This window comes from Staphylococcus gallinarum, from assembly GCF_029774255.1.
GTDB classification, from domain to species: Bacteria; Bacillota; Bacilli; order Staphylococcales; family Staphylococcaceae; genus Staphylococcus; species Staphylococcus gallinarum.
On sequence record NZ_CP069082.1, the window covers coordinates 1,104,345 to 1,121,820 of the forward strand.

The window sequence follows — 17,476 nt, forward strand, 5'->3', positions numbered from 1 at the left end:
TGTTATTGTAATAGCGATGTGGTTTTAACACATAAACACAAAAGGAGTGAAGCAGAATGGCAGTAAATTTATACGATCATGCTAATCAATTAGAACAAGCTTTAAGAGAAAGTGATGAATACAAAGCAATTCAAAACGCTTATACTAAAGTTAAAGAAAATCAAGAATCAAAAGACTTATTCGATGAGTTCCGTGAAACTCAATTAAGCTTCCAACAAAAACAAATGCAAGGTGAAGAAATCGGTGAAGAAGAGCTACAAAAAGCACAAGAACAAGCTCAAAAAATCGAAAATGACTCTAATATTTCTGAATTAATGGCTGCTGAGCAAAACATGAGCCAAGTATTCCAAGAAATCAACCAAATCATCGTTAAACCTTTAGACGAAATCTACGCTGACTAATACAAAATTTTATCGTGGAAATGATTTGTGAAAGTTAACATATAGTTAATATTGTACAACTTTCAAGCTGTCGACAAAGTTTCAAACTTTGTCGACAGCTTTTTTTGTATTGAGTGATTTCATCAACAGTAAATGTAATATATTGTCATTACTTGTTTTATCGACTGATGCTTTACCATTGTGGTAAAATATATAGATACTAGGTGGTGACATGTGTGCTTTTTAATAAGCAAATTATTTTTGTTGAAATTAATTTTATAGCATAGCATACATAGCTACAAATACCTTTCTATAAAGGAGAACATATATCATATGGTTAAATTTATTCATTGTGCTGATTTACATCTAGATAGCCCTTTTAAATCTAGAAGTTATTTGAGTCAGTCTATATTTGAAGATATGCAAAATAGTGCTTATGAAAGCTTTAAAAAAATTATAGATTTAGCATTGAATGAAGAAGTTGATTTTCTAATTATTTCTGGTGATTTATTTGATCAAGAGAATCGTACATTGCGAGCAGAAGTATTTTTAAAAGAACAATTTAATAGATTAGCAAAAGAGCAAATTTTTGTATATATATGTCATGGAAACCACGATCCATTATCTGCAAATATTGGTACTGAATGGCCAGAAAATGTGTCGGTGTTTTCTGAAAATGTTGAAACATATCAAACTATTACTAAAAGTGGAGAAGAAATCTATTTACATGGTTTCAGTTACCAAAATGATGCCAGTTATGAAAATAAAATAGATGCTTATCCATCAAGTCAAGGTCAAAAAGGTATTCATATAGGTATCTTACATGGAACATACAGTAAGACAAATTCAAAAGATCGATATACGGAATTTAGATTAGAAGATTTAAATAGTAAGTTATATCATTATTGGGCACTCGGTCATATTCATGAAAGGCAAGCATTAAGTGATATGCCTCAAATTCATTATGCTGGTAATATTCAAGGTCGTCATTTTAAGGAACTTGGCGAGAAAGGCTGCTTACTAGTAGAAGGAGACAATTTAAAGCTCAACGTAACATTTGTACCTACTCAATTTATTCGTTTTGAAAAGGCAACAATAGAAACGGATAAAACCTCGAAGCAAGGTTTATTTGAAGTGATACAGGCCTTCAAGGAACAAGTAAGAAAGAATGGTAAATCAATTTATCAACTTACAGTAGAAATTACCACTGACCAATTTGTGTCTGAACAAGATTTAATTCAAGTTGAAGAAATGATTAGTGATTATGAAGAAAATGAACATAATTTTGTATTTATTGAAGACTTGACTATCCGCAACCAATTTGAAGATCAAAATACGTTAGTTAAAGAGTTTGCGCCAGAACTTATAGCAGACAATAGTGTTTTCGATCAAGCGATGAATGACTTATATTTAAACCCTAAAGCTTCTAAGTACCTTGAAAATTATAATGACTTTGATCGACGTCAGTTGATTGAACACGCTGAACAACTATTGAAGTCAGATATGAGGGGGGAATAAAATGAAAATCAAATCATTAGAAATTTATGGTTATGGTCGTTTTGTAGAGAGGAAAATTGATTTTGATGATCATTTTACGGAGATTTATGGTGAAAATGAAACTGGTAAGTCTACAATACAAGCCTTTATTCACTCAATACTATTCGGTTTCCCGACTAAAAAGGAAAATGAACCAAGATTAGAACCACGTATGGGCAATCAATATGGTGGAAAGTTAACCTTAATCCAAGATGATGGCTCACAAGTAGAGGTTGAACGTATTAAAGGTAGTGCAGTAGGCGATGTAAAGGTTTATTTACCAAATGGTATGATTAAAGATGAGGCATGGCTGAAAAAAGAGTTGAATTATATCTCTAAACGTACATATCAAGGCATATTTTCTTTTGATGTATTGGGCTTACAAGATATTCATAAGAAAATGGATGAAACACAGCTTCAAAATTATTTATTACAAGCAGGCGCTTTAGGTTCGACAGAATTCACAAGTATGCGTGAACTAGTGAATGAGAAGAAGGAATTGTTGTATAAGAAAAATGGTCGTAACCCTATAATTAATCAACAAATTGAGCAATTGAGAGAATTAGAAACTCAAATTAGAGAAGAAGAAGCAAAGCTAACAAACTATAAACGTTATGTCGATGATAAAGATAAGTCAGAACGCCGTTTGAATCATTTGAAACAAAATTTAACCCAATTATCTAAAATGCACGATCAAAAACAAAAAGAATTAGCTTTACATGAACAAACTCAAGAATGGAAAGCATTGGAAGCGGATTTAAATATAGAACCAATCCAATTTCCAGAACAAGGTATTGATCGATATGAAGCTGCTAAACTTCAAACACAAAACTTAAAAAGAGATATTGGTTTACGTGAAGAACGCTTAGCGCATTTAACAGCAGAAAACGACAAAATTAACTTACCAAAGCAAAGTGATATTGATGCATTTAATCATATTCAGCAACAAGAAAATGAAATAAAGCAAAAGGAATATGAATTAAAATCCTTAGAAAAAGACATTTCAGATAAAGAACGCGAAAAAACAGGTTTAAAATCAAATATTGGTTGGCAAGATGTACATCATCACGTTGATAGTTCTGAAGCAATGAAGAGTCATATTAGTAATCAAATTAAGCATAAACAAGAACAAACAGCTATTATTCAACAGTTAGAACGCAATATTGAAGAAAATAAAATAGATAAAGATACGAATAATGCAGAGATGGATGCATTAGAAAAGGATATTGTTCCTGAAGAAAACTTTGAGAAAAAGAAACAATATAATAAGCGTGTATTTGAATTACAAGAAAAAAATAATTTATATCAGAAAATGAAAGAAGCTTTTGATATTGAACAACGTGAAAATGAGAGGAAACAAAATCTATTCCGTATGAGTTTAATTATCTTAGCGGTTATAGGCATTGGATTAACTATATTTTCATTTGTATCAGCAAATATCATTTTCGGTGTTATATTTGCAATTTTATCTGTAATCTTTATAATTGGTATTTTTATGGTTAAATCAAAAGAAGTTGGACATAGTGAAACTTTTTCTAAAGAAATTGATGACCTACAACATAAAATTAAGCATTTAGAAGATAATTATGATTTAGACTTTGACTTAGATGATCAATATAGAGTTAGAGAACAATTACAAAATGCAATTAAGACTAAAGAGGCATTAGATAAAAAAGCAAACTATTTAACGACGAATTTAGAACAAGCTAAAAAACACTATCAAACTGCTGATAATAATATTAATAGTGTGAAAGCCGATTTATACCTTTCTGATAAAATGTCAGATGAATTAATCATAGATAGTATTGCAACAATGAATAAAGTAAAAGAACATGACACGCACATTATTGAGTTATCTGAACAGGCGCGTCAATTGAAAGAAGAAATTATAGCATTTTATAATCATGCAAAGGAAGTTACTAAAAATCAGTTTACTTATGTAAGTGATTTGTCATTATTTCACGATGTGAATCAGTGGTTGAAAGAAGAGACAAATAATGTTGATAAATGGAACCGCAATGATGAACAAATTAAATTATTACAAAGTGAACTTGGTCAATTACAAAAGCGTTTGACAGAAAATAATAATGTAATTAGTGAACTCTTTGGATTTGTAAATGTTCAAAATGAAGAGGACTACTATCAACACCATGTACAATATCAAACGTATCAACAACAAATGTCAAGATTTAATGATTTATCTAAATATCTTGAAAATCAAAATTATTCATATGATGTGAGTTCTAAATTGAGTGAGAAAACATTGGCTCAACTTCAAGAAGAGGATGAAACATTATCACGTCAAGTAGATGATTATAATGACCAATATTTAGAAATGCAGGCAGAAGTGAGTGACTTAAATGCTAAAATTACAGATATGGAGACCGATAAGACTTTAGCAGACTTACGTCATAAGTTCCACATTCTCAAAAATAAGGTTAATGATGAAGCCAAAGATTGGGCTAGCCTAAGTTACTTACAGTCATTAGTAGAAGGCCACATTAAGCAAATAAAAGATAAACGTTTGCCACAAGTGATAAATGAAGCAACAGATATTTTTAGTCATTTAACAAATGGTAATTATGTACAAGTAACTTATGCCAATGATGAATTAATGGTTAAACATTATAATGGACAAATGTATGAGCCTGTTGAATTGAGTCAGTCAACGAAAGAAATTTTATATATTGCATTAAGACTTAGTTTAATTAAGACGTTAAAACCATACTATCCATTCCCAATTATCATAGATGATGCATTTGTTCATTTTGATAAGCGCAGAAAGGAAATCATGATGAACTATTTAAGACAAATGCCGTCAAATTATCAAATGTTATACTTTACTTGTGTGAAAGATACAAGTGTGCCTTCAAAACAAATAATCACACTGAACAAATATGAGGAAGGCGGTAAATAATGAGAAATGTAGAGAAATTAAACCCAGGAGATGCTGTAGATCACTTTTTCTTAATTCACAAAGCGACACAGGGTGTTACTGCACAAGGGAAAGATTATATGACACTTTACTTGCAAGATAAAAGTGGTGATATAGAGGCGAAATTGTGGACAGTTACTAAGGATGATATGAAAATATTAGAACCAGAAAAAATTGTGCATGTACAAGGTGATGTCATTAATTATCGTGGTAGAAAGCAAATGAAGATCAATAAAATTCGTCTTGCAACATCTGAAGAAAACCTTAAACCACACGATTTTATTGATGGGGCACCATTATCGCCAGATGAAATACAAGATGAAATTGCTCACTTTATGTTAGAAATTGAAAATGCGAGTTTACAACGTATTACACGTCATTTAATCCGAAAGTATCAGGAGGCATTTTTCACATTTCCAGCTGCGAGTACGCATCATCATAATTTCTCTAGTGGTCTAAGCTATCACGTGTTAACAATGTTACGTGTGGCTAAGTCAATATGTGATATTTATCCGTTACTTAATCGTAGTTTGTTATACAGTTCGATTATCTTGCACGATTTAGGTAAAGTAAAAGAACTAAGTGGTCCAGTGGCTACTTCTTATACAGTAGAAGGGAATTTACTTGGGCATATTTCAATTGCGAGTGATGAAGTTGCAGAAGCAGCGAGAGAATTGAAAATTGATGGTGAAGAAGTTATGTTACTAAGACACATGATATTGGCCCACCATGGTAAAATGGAGTTCGGATCACCGAAATTACCACATTTAAAGGAAGCGGAAATATTATTCTTTATCGATAACATAGATGCTAAGATGAATATGTTTGAAAAAGCCTATAAAAAGACTGACAAAGGTCAATTTACTGAACGTATCTTTGGTTTAGAAGGCCGTCAATTTTATAATCCGAAGTCAATCGATTAATACAAAATCCCACTATAAACTGTGATTATTATAGTTTATAGTGGGATTTTTATGTGCTTAAATAAGTTGTTGTAGAAGCGTTATAAGTCATTTAAACAGCGATTGTTACTTTTTTATTTATAAAATGCTGGCAATTTGTTAAACATTTCTCGTTGGGCATTTGTCATTACTTCATTATCGCTATAAATCGCTGTACCCTCTGCACGAACGATATCAAATGAATCAAAGCCCATTATTTCTTCAAACATCGCTTTTAAATAGTCATATGAAAATTCAAGTTTGGTATAACGATCATTATTAGTATAGACGGATCCACTCGCTTGTAATAATAAGCCTTTATAATTATCAGTCATTAATCCTACTGAACCATCAGAAGTATACTTGAATGTTTCTCGAGCAATTAAAATGTTGTCCATATAGTCCTTCAATTTTGAAGGTATATTAAAATTGTGCATAGGCATCACAATTACAATACGGTGATGCTCTTTAAATTGAGTAATTAATTCGGTCCAAATATTAAACAGTTGAGATTCAATGGTATCAAGTTTTTGATGATTATTTTGCTTTTCCCAAATGTTTAATAATTGTTGATTATCTAACTTAGGAATTACAGTTTCATATATATTTAAAGTAGTTATTTCTGTATCAGGGAAGTGTGTTGCGATTTCGTGCTTGAATAAATTTTGTAATTTAGCAGAATACGTATTCATATTATAGTAATTTGGATGTGCATTAATTAATAGTGTTTTCATTGTAATAGCTCCTTATTCATTTGATATACTTAGTATATTATTTAAAGGTGTCAGAATATGAAACCATTGAAAGGAGTATTTTATGAAAAAATCAGAACGTTTAAATATGGAGCTCATTTTTTTAAAAGATAAATCAAGCTTTCATTTAAAGGATCTTATGGTCGAATTTAATATTTCGAAAAGTACAGCGATAAGAGATATAAAAGCTTTAGAAGAAATGGGATTAGCATTGTATGTTGAAAATGGTCGATTCGGTGGTTATAAAATAATTTCTGAAAATTTATTGACTCCAATTTACTTCAATAATAATGAGATGTTGGCAATATTTTATGCATTAAAATCAATGAGCGCATTAACTACAACTCCTTTTGAAAAAACGTATGCTCAACTTAGTGAAAAATTGTCCGCAACAATATCGCCAAATTTAAGGGATGAAATTACTGAAACGCTAAATTACATACATTTTCATACAGTTTCACCTGTGAAAAAAACAAAATATTTAGCTACGATATTAGAAGTTATCCAGAGTAATGATGTTGTAATGATACATTATTCCCAATATGAACCAATTATTTATGAGCGTATACAGATTTATGAATTATTTTATAGAAGTGGTGTATGGTTTTTTAGTGGCATGGACTTGATTCGTGGTCAGTGGGGCATATATCGCTGTGATTATGTAGATATGCTTGAAAAAGTAGAAGATAATTTAGCTAAATATACACGCTCACAATTGTCTGATTTAGAAATTGACTATGAACAGAACTATCACGATATAAACTTTAAATGTGAATTAACAGCCTTTGGAGTGGAATTATTTTTAAAAAAGTCCTATCCTAATATGTCATTAGAATATATTGAGGACAAACCATTTATTGTTGGTGGATATAATGAAGGTGAACTACAGTACATGATTGATTATTTAATATCACTTGGTGAAAATGTTAAAATTCTATACCCTGAATCATTAAAAATAAATTATATGACGAAGTTGAAGGCGATATTGAATCAATATCAAAAATGATAATTTGGAGCTAGCTTATAATAATAGATGTGTAGAGCATGGTTGAAGGTACGTGAATTTTAAAAGGATAGTATGCTAATCTGTATACAGCTTAATTATATATTTTACATATCTGATTTATGTTAGATATCGCTATGTACTGATCTATAAATTGTTCAATTTTGTTGTATAGTATAAGACTAGGGCAGTGTGACGAAAAATAACTGTTCAGAAAAACAAAACGTCAATTTCTATTAGTAAAAGATAGAAATTGACGTTTATTTTGTAGTTAGAAGTAATTAAGTCACTGACTACATTAATGATATTAATGATTTGATTTGTATTATATATATCATACGTATATATTTATTAAGTTGTCTTAGTGTCTACTATGTGTAGCATAAGCGTCTTGTCTAATGAACCAATAATTTCTTGATATAATACGTTATTGTCCAGTTGACATGCTAGAACCACTTTGTTGCATAGCTTGTTGTTGTTGCTGCTGTTGCTGCTGTTGTTTAATCTTATCTGGATCTAAGATTGAATCTTCAATAGCTTTTTTAATATCTCTGTCTTTGTAGTCAACTTTATATTCATCAAGTAATTCTTTGTATGCATCTGTTAGTAATTTAGGATTCTTTTGCACTTTTTGTTGGATTAATTGTGATTTAAGTTTTGATTTTTGTTTATCAAAGTCTGATTCTTTATCAGCTTTGATGATGTGGTAACCGTAATCTGTTTTAACGACTTTAGATACGTCGCCTTCTTTCAATTTAAATAATGCTTTTTCAAATGTGCTGTCCATTTGACCTTTGATTACGTAACCTAAGCTACCATCTTTTTTCGCAGATGATGTATCTTTTGATTCTTTCTTAGCAATTTCTCCGAATTTATCAGGATTTTTAGCAACTTCTTTTTGAATTTCTTCAGCTTTTGCTTTTGCTTTTTTATCTGAAAGGCCTTCTTTATCATCTTTGTTTTCTTTAACTTTGATTAAGATGTGTGAAGCTTTTTTAGTATTCTCTTTAATATCTTTGTCAGATATATCTACTTTGTCATTTAACAATGCCTTTTGATAAGCTTGTAATTTTTTCTGTTCTTTGTAGTCATCAAGTGTCATTTTTTGTTGTTTTAACATGCTTTCAAATTGGTCTTTACCGCCATATTGCTTCTGTTCTTTTTCAACTTCTTTATCAATATCTTTAGTATCAACTTTATCTTTGTATTTATCTGCCAATAATTTGTTTAACAAGATAGAGAATGAACTATTTGCGATTTGTTCGTCGCCTAATTTATTCATTACATCTTCGACTTTAACGTCGCCAGCTTTTGAAGAAATAATTGTATCATCTTTAGAATCTGTAGCACTATTACCACAAGCACTTAATAATAAGGCACTTGCCGTAATTGGAAGTAAAACTTTTTTAAATGATTTCATAGTTGGAAACTCCTTTTGTAATAATAACAACGTAAATATAACATATTATTGATTATACACCAATTAGAAACCCCGTTAATAAGACTATAGTACTAGGAGGAATTGCAATTTTGGAAGTAATTTAAATAAATGTACTAAAGTTAGTTAGAAGATATAGCATAGCGATAATTTGATAGTGTTTGCGTAATATTAATAAATAATAAATTGAGCAAAGTATTAATGACAATTAAAAAACAAAAAAAGCAACTTCTATATCCATGTAATAGAAGTTGCTTTGTAATTATGTTAACAGATAATTTGTTACATAAAATTGTTATTGTAAATTTTGATTCATTTCTACTTTATTTAAAATATTTATACCTGTTTGGTGCTCTTCGATAAATTTTCCTTCATTAGAAAAAAGAATTATTTTTAAATAAAGAAAATCCATCACTGAGTAACCCATATTTAAAGCGATGATAAACATGAGGTAATGACCATATTGTGGAAATAAAGCACTAATATATGCACAAATCGGTGTGATGACTAACACAGGTGTGATTAAATCAAAACAAAAATAATACTTATTCACAGGAGTGTTTACATAGGTATTATAAAATGGGACATACTTACCTCTAATTAATTTGTATTTTCGAAAGGATTTATAATACGGAAATAAAAAGGCTAAGTGAATGGCCTTATGAATTGGATATAAAAAAACGACGAAAATTAAAAATATTATAAAATATCGATCCGTTAACTTTGTATCTGAAAAGAAGTACAAAATTTCATAAGCAATTAAAAAAGTAATAATCGTTGTAACGATACTTAGAAATGCAATTCTAGGTAGTCCGAAACGTGCATTTATATCAATTTGACGAGAGCATAAATACATTTAAACACCATACTCCTTTTGATTAATAAGAACAGTTAATATACTTTCGTATTATCTAACTTAAAGTCTCAAACGTCAAGCTATAATTTCCTACAAATTACAAGCGAAAGGGTATTAATGTGTTCATAGAAAATTAGTGTTTAAAATTGAAATAAAAAAACTTACTCCATAGAGAATAGGAGTAAGTTGGATTTGATTTATAATAATAAAACGATGTAGCTTAGTATTCAATAAGAGTTATTTATCACTTTCAAATGTTTTGCTGATTTCTTCGCCACGATTTTGAAGGTTTTCAATGTGAGATTGCAGACGTTTAATATTAGGATCAATATCTGATTTAAAGTCACCAATCATTGTTTTTACTTCGTCGCCTATTGAGCTACCAAATTCTGTACTTTCAGATTTGATTTGAGCTACATAATTTACAATATCATTAATATTTTGTTTGATAGAATTAATTTCTCTGCTTACTTCTGATTCAGCGCCAGTTGGCTTTCTAGTTTGGGCGTTTAATTCAATCGACTCTTTTTTATCACGATTCATTAATGCAACACCTAGACCAGTTGCAACTCCAGCACTAATTCCTAATAAAATTTGAGCTGTTTTCATAAAAATTCTCCTCATTTCTAAATATCTCTTATTCATTAACATTTTTTATATACCCATTATACTATGTGGTAAGCATGTTTAGTTGAATTGAGCAGCGATTTCTTTTGCAATTTTTGCTTTTTGTTGATCATCGATACTATCTTCGTGTGTTGTCCATTTATAACCAAAACCATCAACATCGTTTTCATATCTTGGTAACAGGTGGAAATGAAGGTGGAAAACAGATTGATCGGCAAATTCACCGTTATTTTGTATAATATTTAGTCCATCAGGATTAAAAGCTTTCTTAATTGCATTTGCAACTTTTGGTAAAGCAACCCCAATATGTTTCATAGTTTCTTCATCTGTTTCAAAAATATTAGCAGAAACTTTTTTCGGAACTAATAATGTATGACCTTTAGTTACTTGTGAAATATCTAAAAAAGCATAAACATAATCATCTTCGTATACTTTATGGCTAGGAATATCGCCATTTATAATTTTACTAAAGATTGTTTCTGACATAAATCTTCACTCCTTCTATGATAGTTACTGACTATTATAGCATTAGTCGTTTCTTTCCGTCATTTATCATTGTAAATTTATGAAGAACACGCATTTTTTGATACAATATAATTTATGGAGGTGCCTCATGACAGTAAAAGTAGAAAATTTAACAGGCGGTTATGGTAAACGACCTGTTATTAAAAATATGAATTTTGAATTAAAAAAAGGTGAAATTGTAGGCTTAATTGGACTCAATGGTGCAGGAAAAAGTACAACTATCAAACATATGCTTGGATTGTTGACACCAATGGAAGGCGAATTAACGATTTCTGATATAAATATTAAAGAAGATGTAGAAACATATAGAAGGAAATTATCTTATATACCAGAATCGCCCGTTATTTATGAAGAATTGACTTTACAAGAACATATTTATATGACTGCTATGGCATATGATATAGATAAGGAAGAAGCGATGAAGCGTGCACTACCTTTATTAAAAACATTTCGCTTAGAAAACGAACTCAATATTTTTCCGAGTCATTTCTCAAAGGGCATGAAGCAAAAGGTGATGATTATTTGTGCCTTTATCGTCGATCCAGAGTTATATATCATTGATGAACCGTTTTTAGGTCTTGATCCACTTGGTATTCAATCAATGTTAGATTTAATGGTTGAAAAGAAAGAAGAAGGCAGAACTGTATTAATGAGTACGCATATTTTAGCTACAGCCGAGCGATATTGCGACCAATTTTTAATAATGGATAAAGGTGAACGTGTTGCGTTTGGAAATTTAGAAGAATTAAGAGCACAAACTGGATTACATGGAAAAACATTAGATGAAATATATATTCATGTTACACAGGGTGGACACGATAGATGACCACAAATGCGAAACAATTATTTATCCAACGCAAACGTGAAATAGCAAAAGAGAAGAGATATTATAATAAATTTATTTTTAATGGCCACTTCTCTGTATTTCTAGTTATTTTACTCGGTGCCTTTATTATGGGGTATGCTGGTTGGTTACAATCGATACCTAAACATATAAATTATGCCTTAATTGCTAGCATAGTTATGGCTGTGATTTCAATTTTTCCAATTAGAACATTATTAAAAGACGCAGATCGATTATTCTTACTACCATTTGAAAAACACATGTCAGAATATATGAAACAAAGTATAAGTTATAGTTATTTTACTCGAATTGGGTTACAGATATTAATGATAGTGATATTGTTTCCATTATTCTATGTCTTAAATGGTCAAACATTTGGTTTTTACGTTATATTTGCAATCTTGGCATTATTATTACCTTTATTAGGCCTTGTATTAAAATGGTTATGGTATAAATATAAACTAGAAAGCTGGTCATTATATACCTTACTCCTGATTATATATACATCGAGTTATTATGTTGCTTTAGGAGTGAAAAGCATAGCAAGTATAGTAGCAGTATTTATCCTTATTGGGTTAGCCATTATTTTATACAAAAGTACAGATAAACATTTATTCCCTTGGGAAAAATTAATTAAAATAGAACAACAACATCACATGAATTATTATAAATTTGTAAATATGTTTACTGACGTCAAACATTTAAAAGAGACTGCGGTAAGACGAAGTTATTTAGATCCATTATTAACTACACCGAAACAGAAAAAGTTCAATGCACAGCATATGTATTTATATTTATTTACGCGCAGCTTTGCTAGGGGGAAGGATGCATTTCATATTATATTGCGTCTTGTAGTGATTGCAATTATATTAATCATTTGGTTACAACAACCAGTGGTAGCACTCATCATAGGTAGTTTGTTTATGTATATTATCTTACTGCAAATGGCACAATTCTATACACAACAAGCATATGGGCTTTGGCCTCAAGTATGGCCAGTTCCTGATAGTAAAGTGATTAGGGGATATGAGCAATTTTTAAATCGACTTATGTTCATTATAGGGATCATATTCCTAATCGTTTACTTTATTGTAAATCCTACTTATGGTTTTGCTGGGGTAATCTTTTTCCTAGTAGGCTGGCTTACAGTTAGAAATGTAGTGAAAAAATTAAAATATCAAGAAACACTTTTAAGAGACTAAAAAAAGTGGTTGCTACTCATTTTAAATGAATAGTAACCACTTTTTTTGATTTTTAAATATTAATTGTCATCAATCGGGAATAAATAACGCTCAAAGTAACTTGAATGTTGACCACTTGAACCGAAATATTGACTTAAAGCAAGTTTGTCAAAATTATCTTTAAATACATCAGATGCTTTAAAATCTTCATATGCTGTTCTACTTTCAAAACCGAAATAAATTTTGTAAGTTAGACCTTGTTCGGGTTTTAAAAAGCGATAGCTTCGATAACCAGCGTATTGGTTAAAATCTGTAGAAACATTTTCTAATTTTTTCTCTAATTGATATGCGTGATCATCAGATGTTGGAATAAATATCACTGAGAAGAAATGATCTTTATTTAATTCACCTTCTGATTTCAACACATCGTAAACTAATGGCTGTTTTAACACTGATTTGTCTTCTGTTTCTTCTATAATAACTGAAGAATCAGATGCTGAGAATTGTAATAAATTGTGATCAGGATTGTTAAGTCTAATTTGATTTAAATAACCAAATGTACCATATGATGCATAAACTTTCATGAGATTTTCCCCCTTGCTTTGTTTTACAATATATAATAGGAATAAAATGCTTTTTATATACTTCTATCTATTTTCCCAAATAATTATAAAATATGCTTAGATAACATTATAATAGATTTTCACTAGAAAACAATAGTCAAATGATTGAGACATATATGTAAGTTGATTTGAATTTTTTATGACATTTAAGCACAAAGAAATACGCAATATATGCCAATGTGGTATTATAGATAAGAATGATTATAATGTAGGAGGGCATTAAGGTGCATAACAAAAATAATACAATTTTAAATATGATAAATGGTGAAGATGTCACTCACACGCCAGTATGGTTTATGCGTCAGGCAGGAAGGTCACAGCCAGAATATAGAAAGTTAAAAGAAAAGTATTCACTATTCGAAATCACGCATCAACCAGAGTTATGTGCATACGTTACGCACTTACCTGTAGACAATTACAATACAGATGCTGCAGTGCTTTATAAAGATATCATGACACCGTTGCAACCCATTGGTGTAGATGTTGAAATCAAATCAGGTATCGGCCCTGTTATTCATAATCCTATTAAAAACATTCAAGATGTCGAAAAGTTAGGGATGATTGACCCAAAACGAGATGTACCATATGTATTAGATACAATTAAATTATTAACAGAAGAAAAATTAAATGTACCATTAATCGGATTTACTGGAGCGCCTTTTACACTTGCGAGTTATATGATAGAAGGAGGACCTTCTAAGAATTACAATTTCACAAAAGCGATGATGTATAGAGATGAAGCTACGTGGTTTGCTTTAATGGATCACCTTGTAGAAATGTCAATTAACTATGTATCTGCTCAAATAGAAGCAGGCGCTGAGTTAATTCAAGTTTTTGATTCTTGGGTTGGTGCATTAAATGTCCAAGACTATCGTTATTATATCAAACCAGCAATGAACAAATTAATTAGTGGCATAAAGGCGAAACATGATGTCCCTGTTATTCTATTCGGTGTTGGTGCAAGTCATTTAGTTAATGAATGGAATGATTTGCCTATCGATGTGTTGGGCTTGGATTGGAGAATGTCGATTAAAGAAGCAAATAATTTGAATATTAATAAGACGTTACAAGGTAATTTAGATCCTTCTATTTTATTAGCACCATGGGATGTAATAGAGGAAAGATTGAAACCGATACTAGATGAAGGTTTAAATCACGGTAAACATATATTTAATTTGGGACACGGTGTATTCCCACAAGTTGATCCTGAGACCTTGAAAAAGGTAACTCAGTTTGTTCACCAATATACACAAAGATAGTAAGGCATAAAATATAACGAGCAAGAAAGACAAGTAATTATGTCATGTCCATCTATAAAAACAATACAAAGGATGATATTAAAATGACAAAAAAAATAGGCTTATTAGTTATGGCGTACGGTACTCCATATCAAGAAAGTGATATTGAAGCTTATTACACTGATATTAGACATGGTAAAAAACCAACTGAAGCTGAGTTGCAAGACCTAAAAGATAGATATAAATTCATCGGTGGTTTATCACCATTAGCGGGAACTACAAATAATCAAGCAGAAGCATTATGTAAAGCATTAAATGAAGCATATTCAGATGTCGAATTTGAACTTTATATCGGATTGAAACATATTCATCCATTTATCGAAGATGCAGTAAAAGCGATGCATAACGATGGTATTACTGAAGCGGTTACAGTTGTTTTAGCGCCTCATTATTCAAGCTTTTCTGTAGGCTCTTATAATAAACGTGCAGTAGAAGCAGCAGAACAATATAATATAACTTTCAAACATGTTGAACATTATTATGAACAACCGAAATTTATTCAATACTGGACTCAAAAAATCAACGAAACTTTGACACAGATACCTTCAACTGAACATGAAGATACAGTGCTTGTAGTATCTGCACATAGTTTACCTAAAGGATTAATCGAAAGAAATAATGATCCATATCCACAAGAATTACATCATACTGCAGAATTATTGCAACAACATTCAAATATTATACATGTTGCTGAAGGTTGGCAATCTGAAGGTAATACTGGAACACCTTGGTTAGGACCTGATGTGCAAGACCTTACACGTGAATTGTATGATGAATATAAATACAAACACTTTATTTACACACCAGTTGGATTTGTGTGTGAACATTTAGAAGTACTATTTGATAATGATTATGAATGTAAGGTCGTCTGTGATGAATTAGGAGTAAATTATTATAGACCGACTATGCCAAATACAGACCCCTTATTTATAGGTGCAATCGTAGACGAAGTTAAAAATGTTTATTAAAGGAAGCGTGAAATACTGTGAGTAAAAATATTGCAATCATCGGTGCAGGTATCACTGGCTTGTCTAGTGCTTACTTTATTAAAAAGCAACACCCAGAATGTTCGGTGACAATTTATGAAGCATCGAATCGAGCAGGCGGTAAGATACAAACCTATAGAAAAGATGGATATACGATTGAATTGGGACCAGAATCGTATTTAGGCAGAAAGCAAATTATGACAGAAATTGCTGAAGAGATTGGATTAGGTGAGGATTTAATCACAAACCAAACAGGGCAATCATATATTTATGCTAAAAATAAACTATATCCAATTCCCGGTGGTTCAATACTTGGTATACCAACAGATATAAAGCCTTTTTTAAAGACAAAATTAATTTCTCCATTAGGTAAGTTACGTGCGGGTAAAGATTTAATTAAACCATCATTAAATATCGATAATGATATCTCTGTAGGTCAGTTTTTCCGTGAACGATTAGGCGATGAAATACTTGAAAATTTAATTGAACCATTGATGGGTGGCATATATGGTACAGATATTGATGATTTAAGTTTAATGAGTACCTTTCCTGAGTTTAAACAAAGAGAAGAACAATTTGGTAGCCTAATTAAAGGTATGAAATATGAAAAGGAACAACGTCAAAAACAGCGTCAATTATATCCAGGTGCACCAAAAGGTCAATTTAAACAATTTAGACATGGTTTAAGTTCATTTATTGAGCATTTAGTTGATTATGTTATTAAACAAGGTGTTGAAATAAAATATAATACGCCAGTATCAACAATACGTAAAAATCAAAAAAGTTATGACTTAGTTATAGATGACAATTCTACATTTAGTCATGATGGATTACTAATTACTACACCTCATGAAACATTTACAAAATGGTTTGAAAACGACCCAGTATTTGATTATTTTAAATCGATGGATTCGACTTCAGTGGCTACTGTTGTCTTGGCATTTGATCAGCAGAATATTGAAAACACTCATGACGGTACTGGATTCGTAATTGCGCGTACAAGTCAAACTGATATTACAGCTTGTACATGGACAACGAAGAAATGGCCTTTTACTACTCCGGATGGAAAAGTATTGATAAGGGCCTATATTGGTAAACCAGGTGATACAGTAGTTCAAGATCATACAGATGAAGAAATCGTATCGATTGTGAGACGTGATTTAAGTCAAATGATGAAATTTAAAGGTGATCCAGAATTTAGTATTGTAAATAGATTGCCAAAAAGTATGCCTCAATACAAAGTTGGCCATATAGATAAAATAAAAGACATTCAAACGCATGTGAAAAAAACTTATCCAAACCTACGAATTACAGGCGCTTCATTTGAAGCAGTCGGTTTACCTGACTGTATTAGACAAGGTAAAGATGCAGTTGAAGAATTATTCATAGATTTGAATTTATAAACAGACAGTCATTTCTACTCAATATTTAAAAGAGTTAGAAATGACTTTTTTAATTAAAAAATTTAAAAACATAAAGAAGATATGAGATAATAATAAAGTGATATACATATTAATATAGTAATAAAAAAGGATAAGATAGGCTTTAATT

General features: G+C 30.7%; 16 protein-coding genes. 10 read left to right on the forward strand and 6 right to left on the reverse strand.

The window, feature by feature from the left end; genetic code table 11:
• Positions 1-56 precede the first annotated feature (56 nt).
• From JN168_RS05155 to yhaM, 4 genes are all read left to right on the forward strand, one after another.
• A complete protein-coding gene (locus JN168_RS05155; RefSeq protein ID WP_042740023.1) occupies positions 57-401 on the forward strand; it encodes a YlbF/YmcA family competence regulator in 345 nt (114 codons plus the stop codon).
• Between the two features lie 312 nt (positions 402-713).
• Entirely contained in the window at positions 714-1,898 is a 1,185-nt protein-coding gene (locus JN168_RS05160; protein WP_042740024.1) for a metallophosphoesterase family protein, read from the forward strand.
• Between the two features lies 1 nt (position 1,899).
• Positions 1,900-4,833, forward strand: coding sequence for an ATP-binding protein (locus JN168_RS05165; protein WP_279526212.1), 2,934 nt, complete (start codon positions 1,900-1,902; stop codon positions 4,831-4,833).
• Complete coding sequence (gene yhaM, locus JN168_RS05170; RefSeq protein ID WP_042740026.1) at positions 4,833-5,774, forward strand: 3'-5' exoribonuclease YhaM; 942 nt, start codon at positions 4,833-4,835, stop codon at positions 5,772-5,774. Before JN168_RS05165 ends, yhaM begins: the two co-directional genes overlap by 1 nt.
• A 113-nt stretch (positions 5,775-5,887) precedes the next feature.
• Here yhaM and JN168_RS05175 read toward each other — a convergent pair whose 3' ends face one another.
• Entirely contained in the window at positions 5,888-6,526 is a 639-nt protein-coding gene (locus JN168_RS05175) for an FMN-dependent NADH-azoreductase (protein WP_232138558.1), read from the reverse strand.
• Positions 6,527-6,608: 82 nt separating this feature from the next.
• On the opposite strand from JN168_RS05175, the gene JN168_RS05180 reads away from it, so the two are divergent.
• Positions 6,609-7,550, forward strand: a complete 942-nt coding sequence (locus JN168_RS05180; RefSeq protein ID WP_232138559.1) for a helix-turn-helix transcriptional regulator — start codon at positions 6,609-6,611, stop codon at positions 7,548-7,550.
• Between the two features lie 424 nt (positions 7,551-7,974).
• Here JN168_RS05180 and prsA read toward each other — a convergent pair whose 3' ends face one another.
• From prsA to JN168_RS05200, 4 genes are all read right to left on the reverse strand, one after another.
• Positions 7,975-8,967 (reverse strand): peptidylprolyl isomerase PrsA, encoded by a 993-nt coding sequence (gene prsA / locus JN168_RS05185; RefSeq protein ID WP_042740029.1) that lies wholly within the window; start codon positions 8,965-8,967, stop codon positions 7,975-7,977.
• Positions 8,968-9,280: 313 nt separating this feature from the next.
• On the reverse strand, positions 9,281-9,841 hold the full coding sequence (locus JN168_RS05190) for a DUF3267 domain-containing protein (protein ID WP_042740030.1): 561 nt from the start codon (positions 9,839-9,841) through the stop codon (positions 9,281-9,283).
• Between the two features lie 237 nt (positions 9,842-10,078).
• Positions 10,079-10,450 (reverse strand): YtxH domain-containing protein, encoded by a 372-nt coding sequence (locus tag JN168_RS05195; RefSeq protein WP_042740031.1) that lies wholly within the window; start codon positions 10,448-10,450, stop codon positions 10,079-10,081.
• A 78-nt stretch (positions 10,451-10,528) separates the two neighbouring features.
• Positions 10,529-10,954: an HIT family protein gene (locus JN168_RS05200; protein ID WP_042740032.1), complete on the reverse strand. Its 426-nt coding sequence runs from the start codon at positions 10,952-10,954 to the stop codon at positions 10,529-10,531.
• A 127-nt stretch (positions 10,955-11,081) separates the two neighbouring features.
• On the opposite strand from JN168_RS05200, the gene ecsA reads away from it, so the two are divergent.
• The gene (ecsA, locus tag JN168_RS05205; protein WP_042740033.1) at positions 11,082-11,819 is read left to right on the forward strand and encodes an ABC transporter ATP-binding protein EcsA; all 738 of its coding nucleotides are present in this window, start codon (positions 11,082-11,084) and stop codon (positions 11,817-11,819) included.
• The gene (gene ecsB / locus JN168_RS05210) at positions 11,816-13,039 is read left to right on the forward strand and encodes an ABC transporter permease EcsB (protein WP_279526213.1); all 1,224 of its coding nucleotides are present in this window, start codon (positions 11,816-11,818) and stop codon (positions 13,037-13,039) included. The genes ecsA and ecsB overlap by 4 nt, the downstream gene beginning before the upstream one ends.
• Positions 13,040-13,098: 59 nt before the next feature.
• Here ecsB and JN168_RS05215 read toward each other — a convergent pair whose 3' ends face one another.
• Positions 13,099-13,602, reverse strand: a complete 504-nt coding sequence (locus JN168_RS05215; protein WP_042740035.1) for a signal transduction protein TRAP — start codon at positions 13,600-13,602, stop codon at positions 13,099-13,101.
• A 263-nt stretch (positions 13,603-13,865) separates the two neighbouring features.
• Between JN168_RS05215 and hemE the strand changes: the two genes are divergently transcribed.
• From hemE to hemY, 3 genes are all read left to right on the forward strand, one after another.
• Positions 13,866-14,900: a uroporphyrinogen decarboxylase gene (gene hemE / locus JN168_RS05220; RefSeq protein WP_042740036.1), complete on the forward strand. Its 1,035-nt coding sequence runs from the start codon at positions 13,866-13,868 to the stop codon at positions 14,898-14,900.
• 83 nt (positions 14,901-14,983) lie between these two features.
• Entirely contained in the window at positions 14,984-15,907 is a 924-nt protein-coding gene (gene hemH / locus JN168_RS05225; RefSeq protein ID WP_042740037.1) for a ferrochelatase, read from the forward strand.
• Positions 15,908-15,924: 17 nt separating this feature from the next.
• A complete protein-coding gene (gene hemY / locus JN168_RS05230; protein ID WP_042740038.1) occupies positions 15,925-17,328 on the forward strand; it encodes a protoporphyrinogen oxidase in 1,404 nt (467 codons plus the stop codon).
• Positions 17,329-17,476 lie beyond the last annotated feature (148 nt).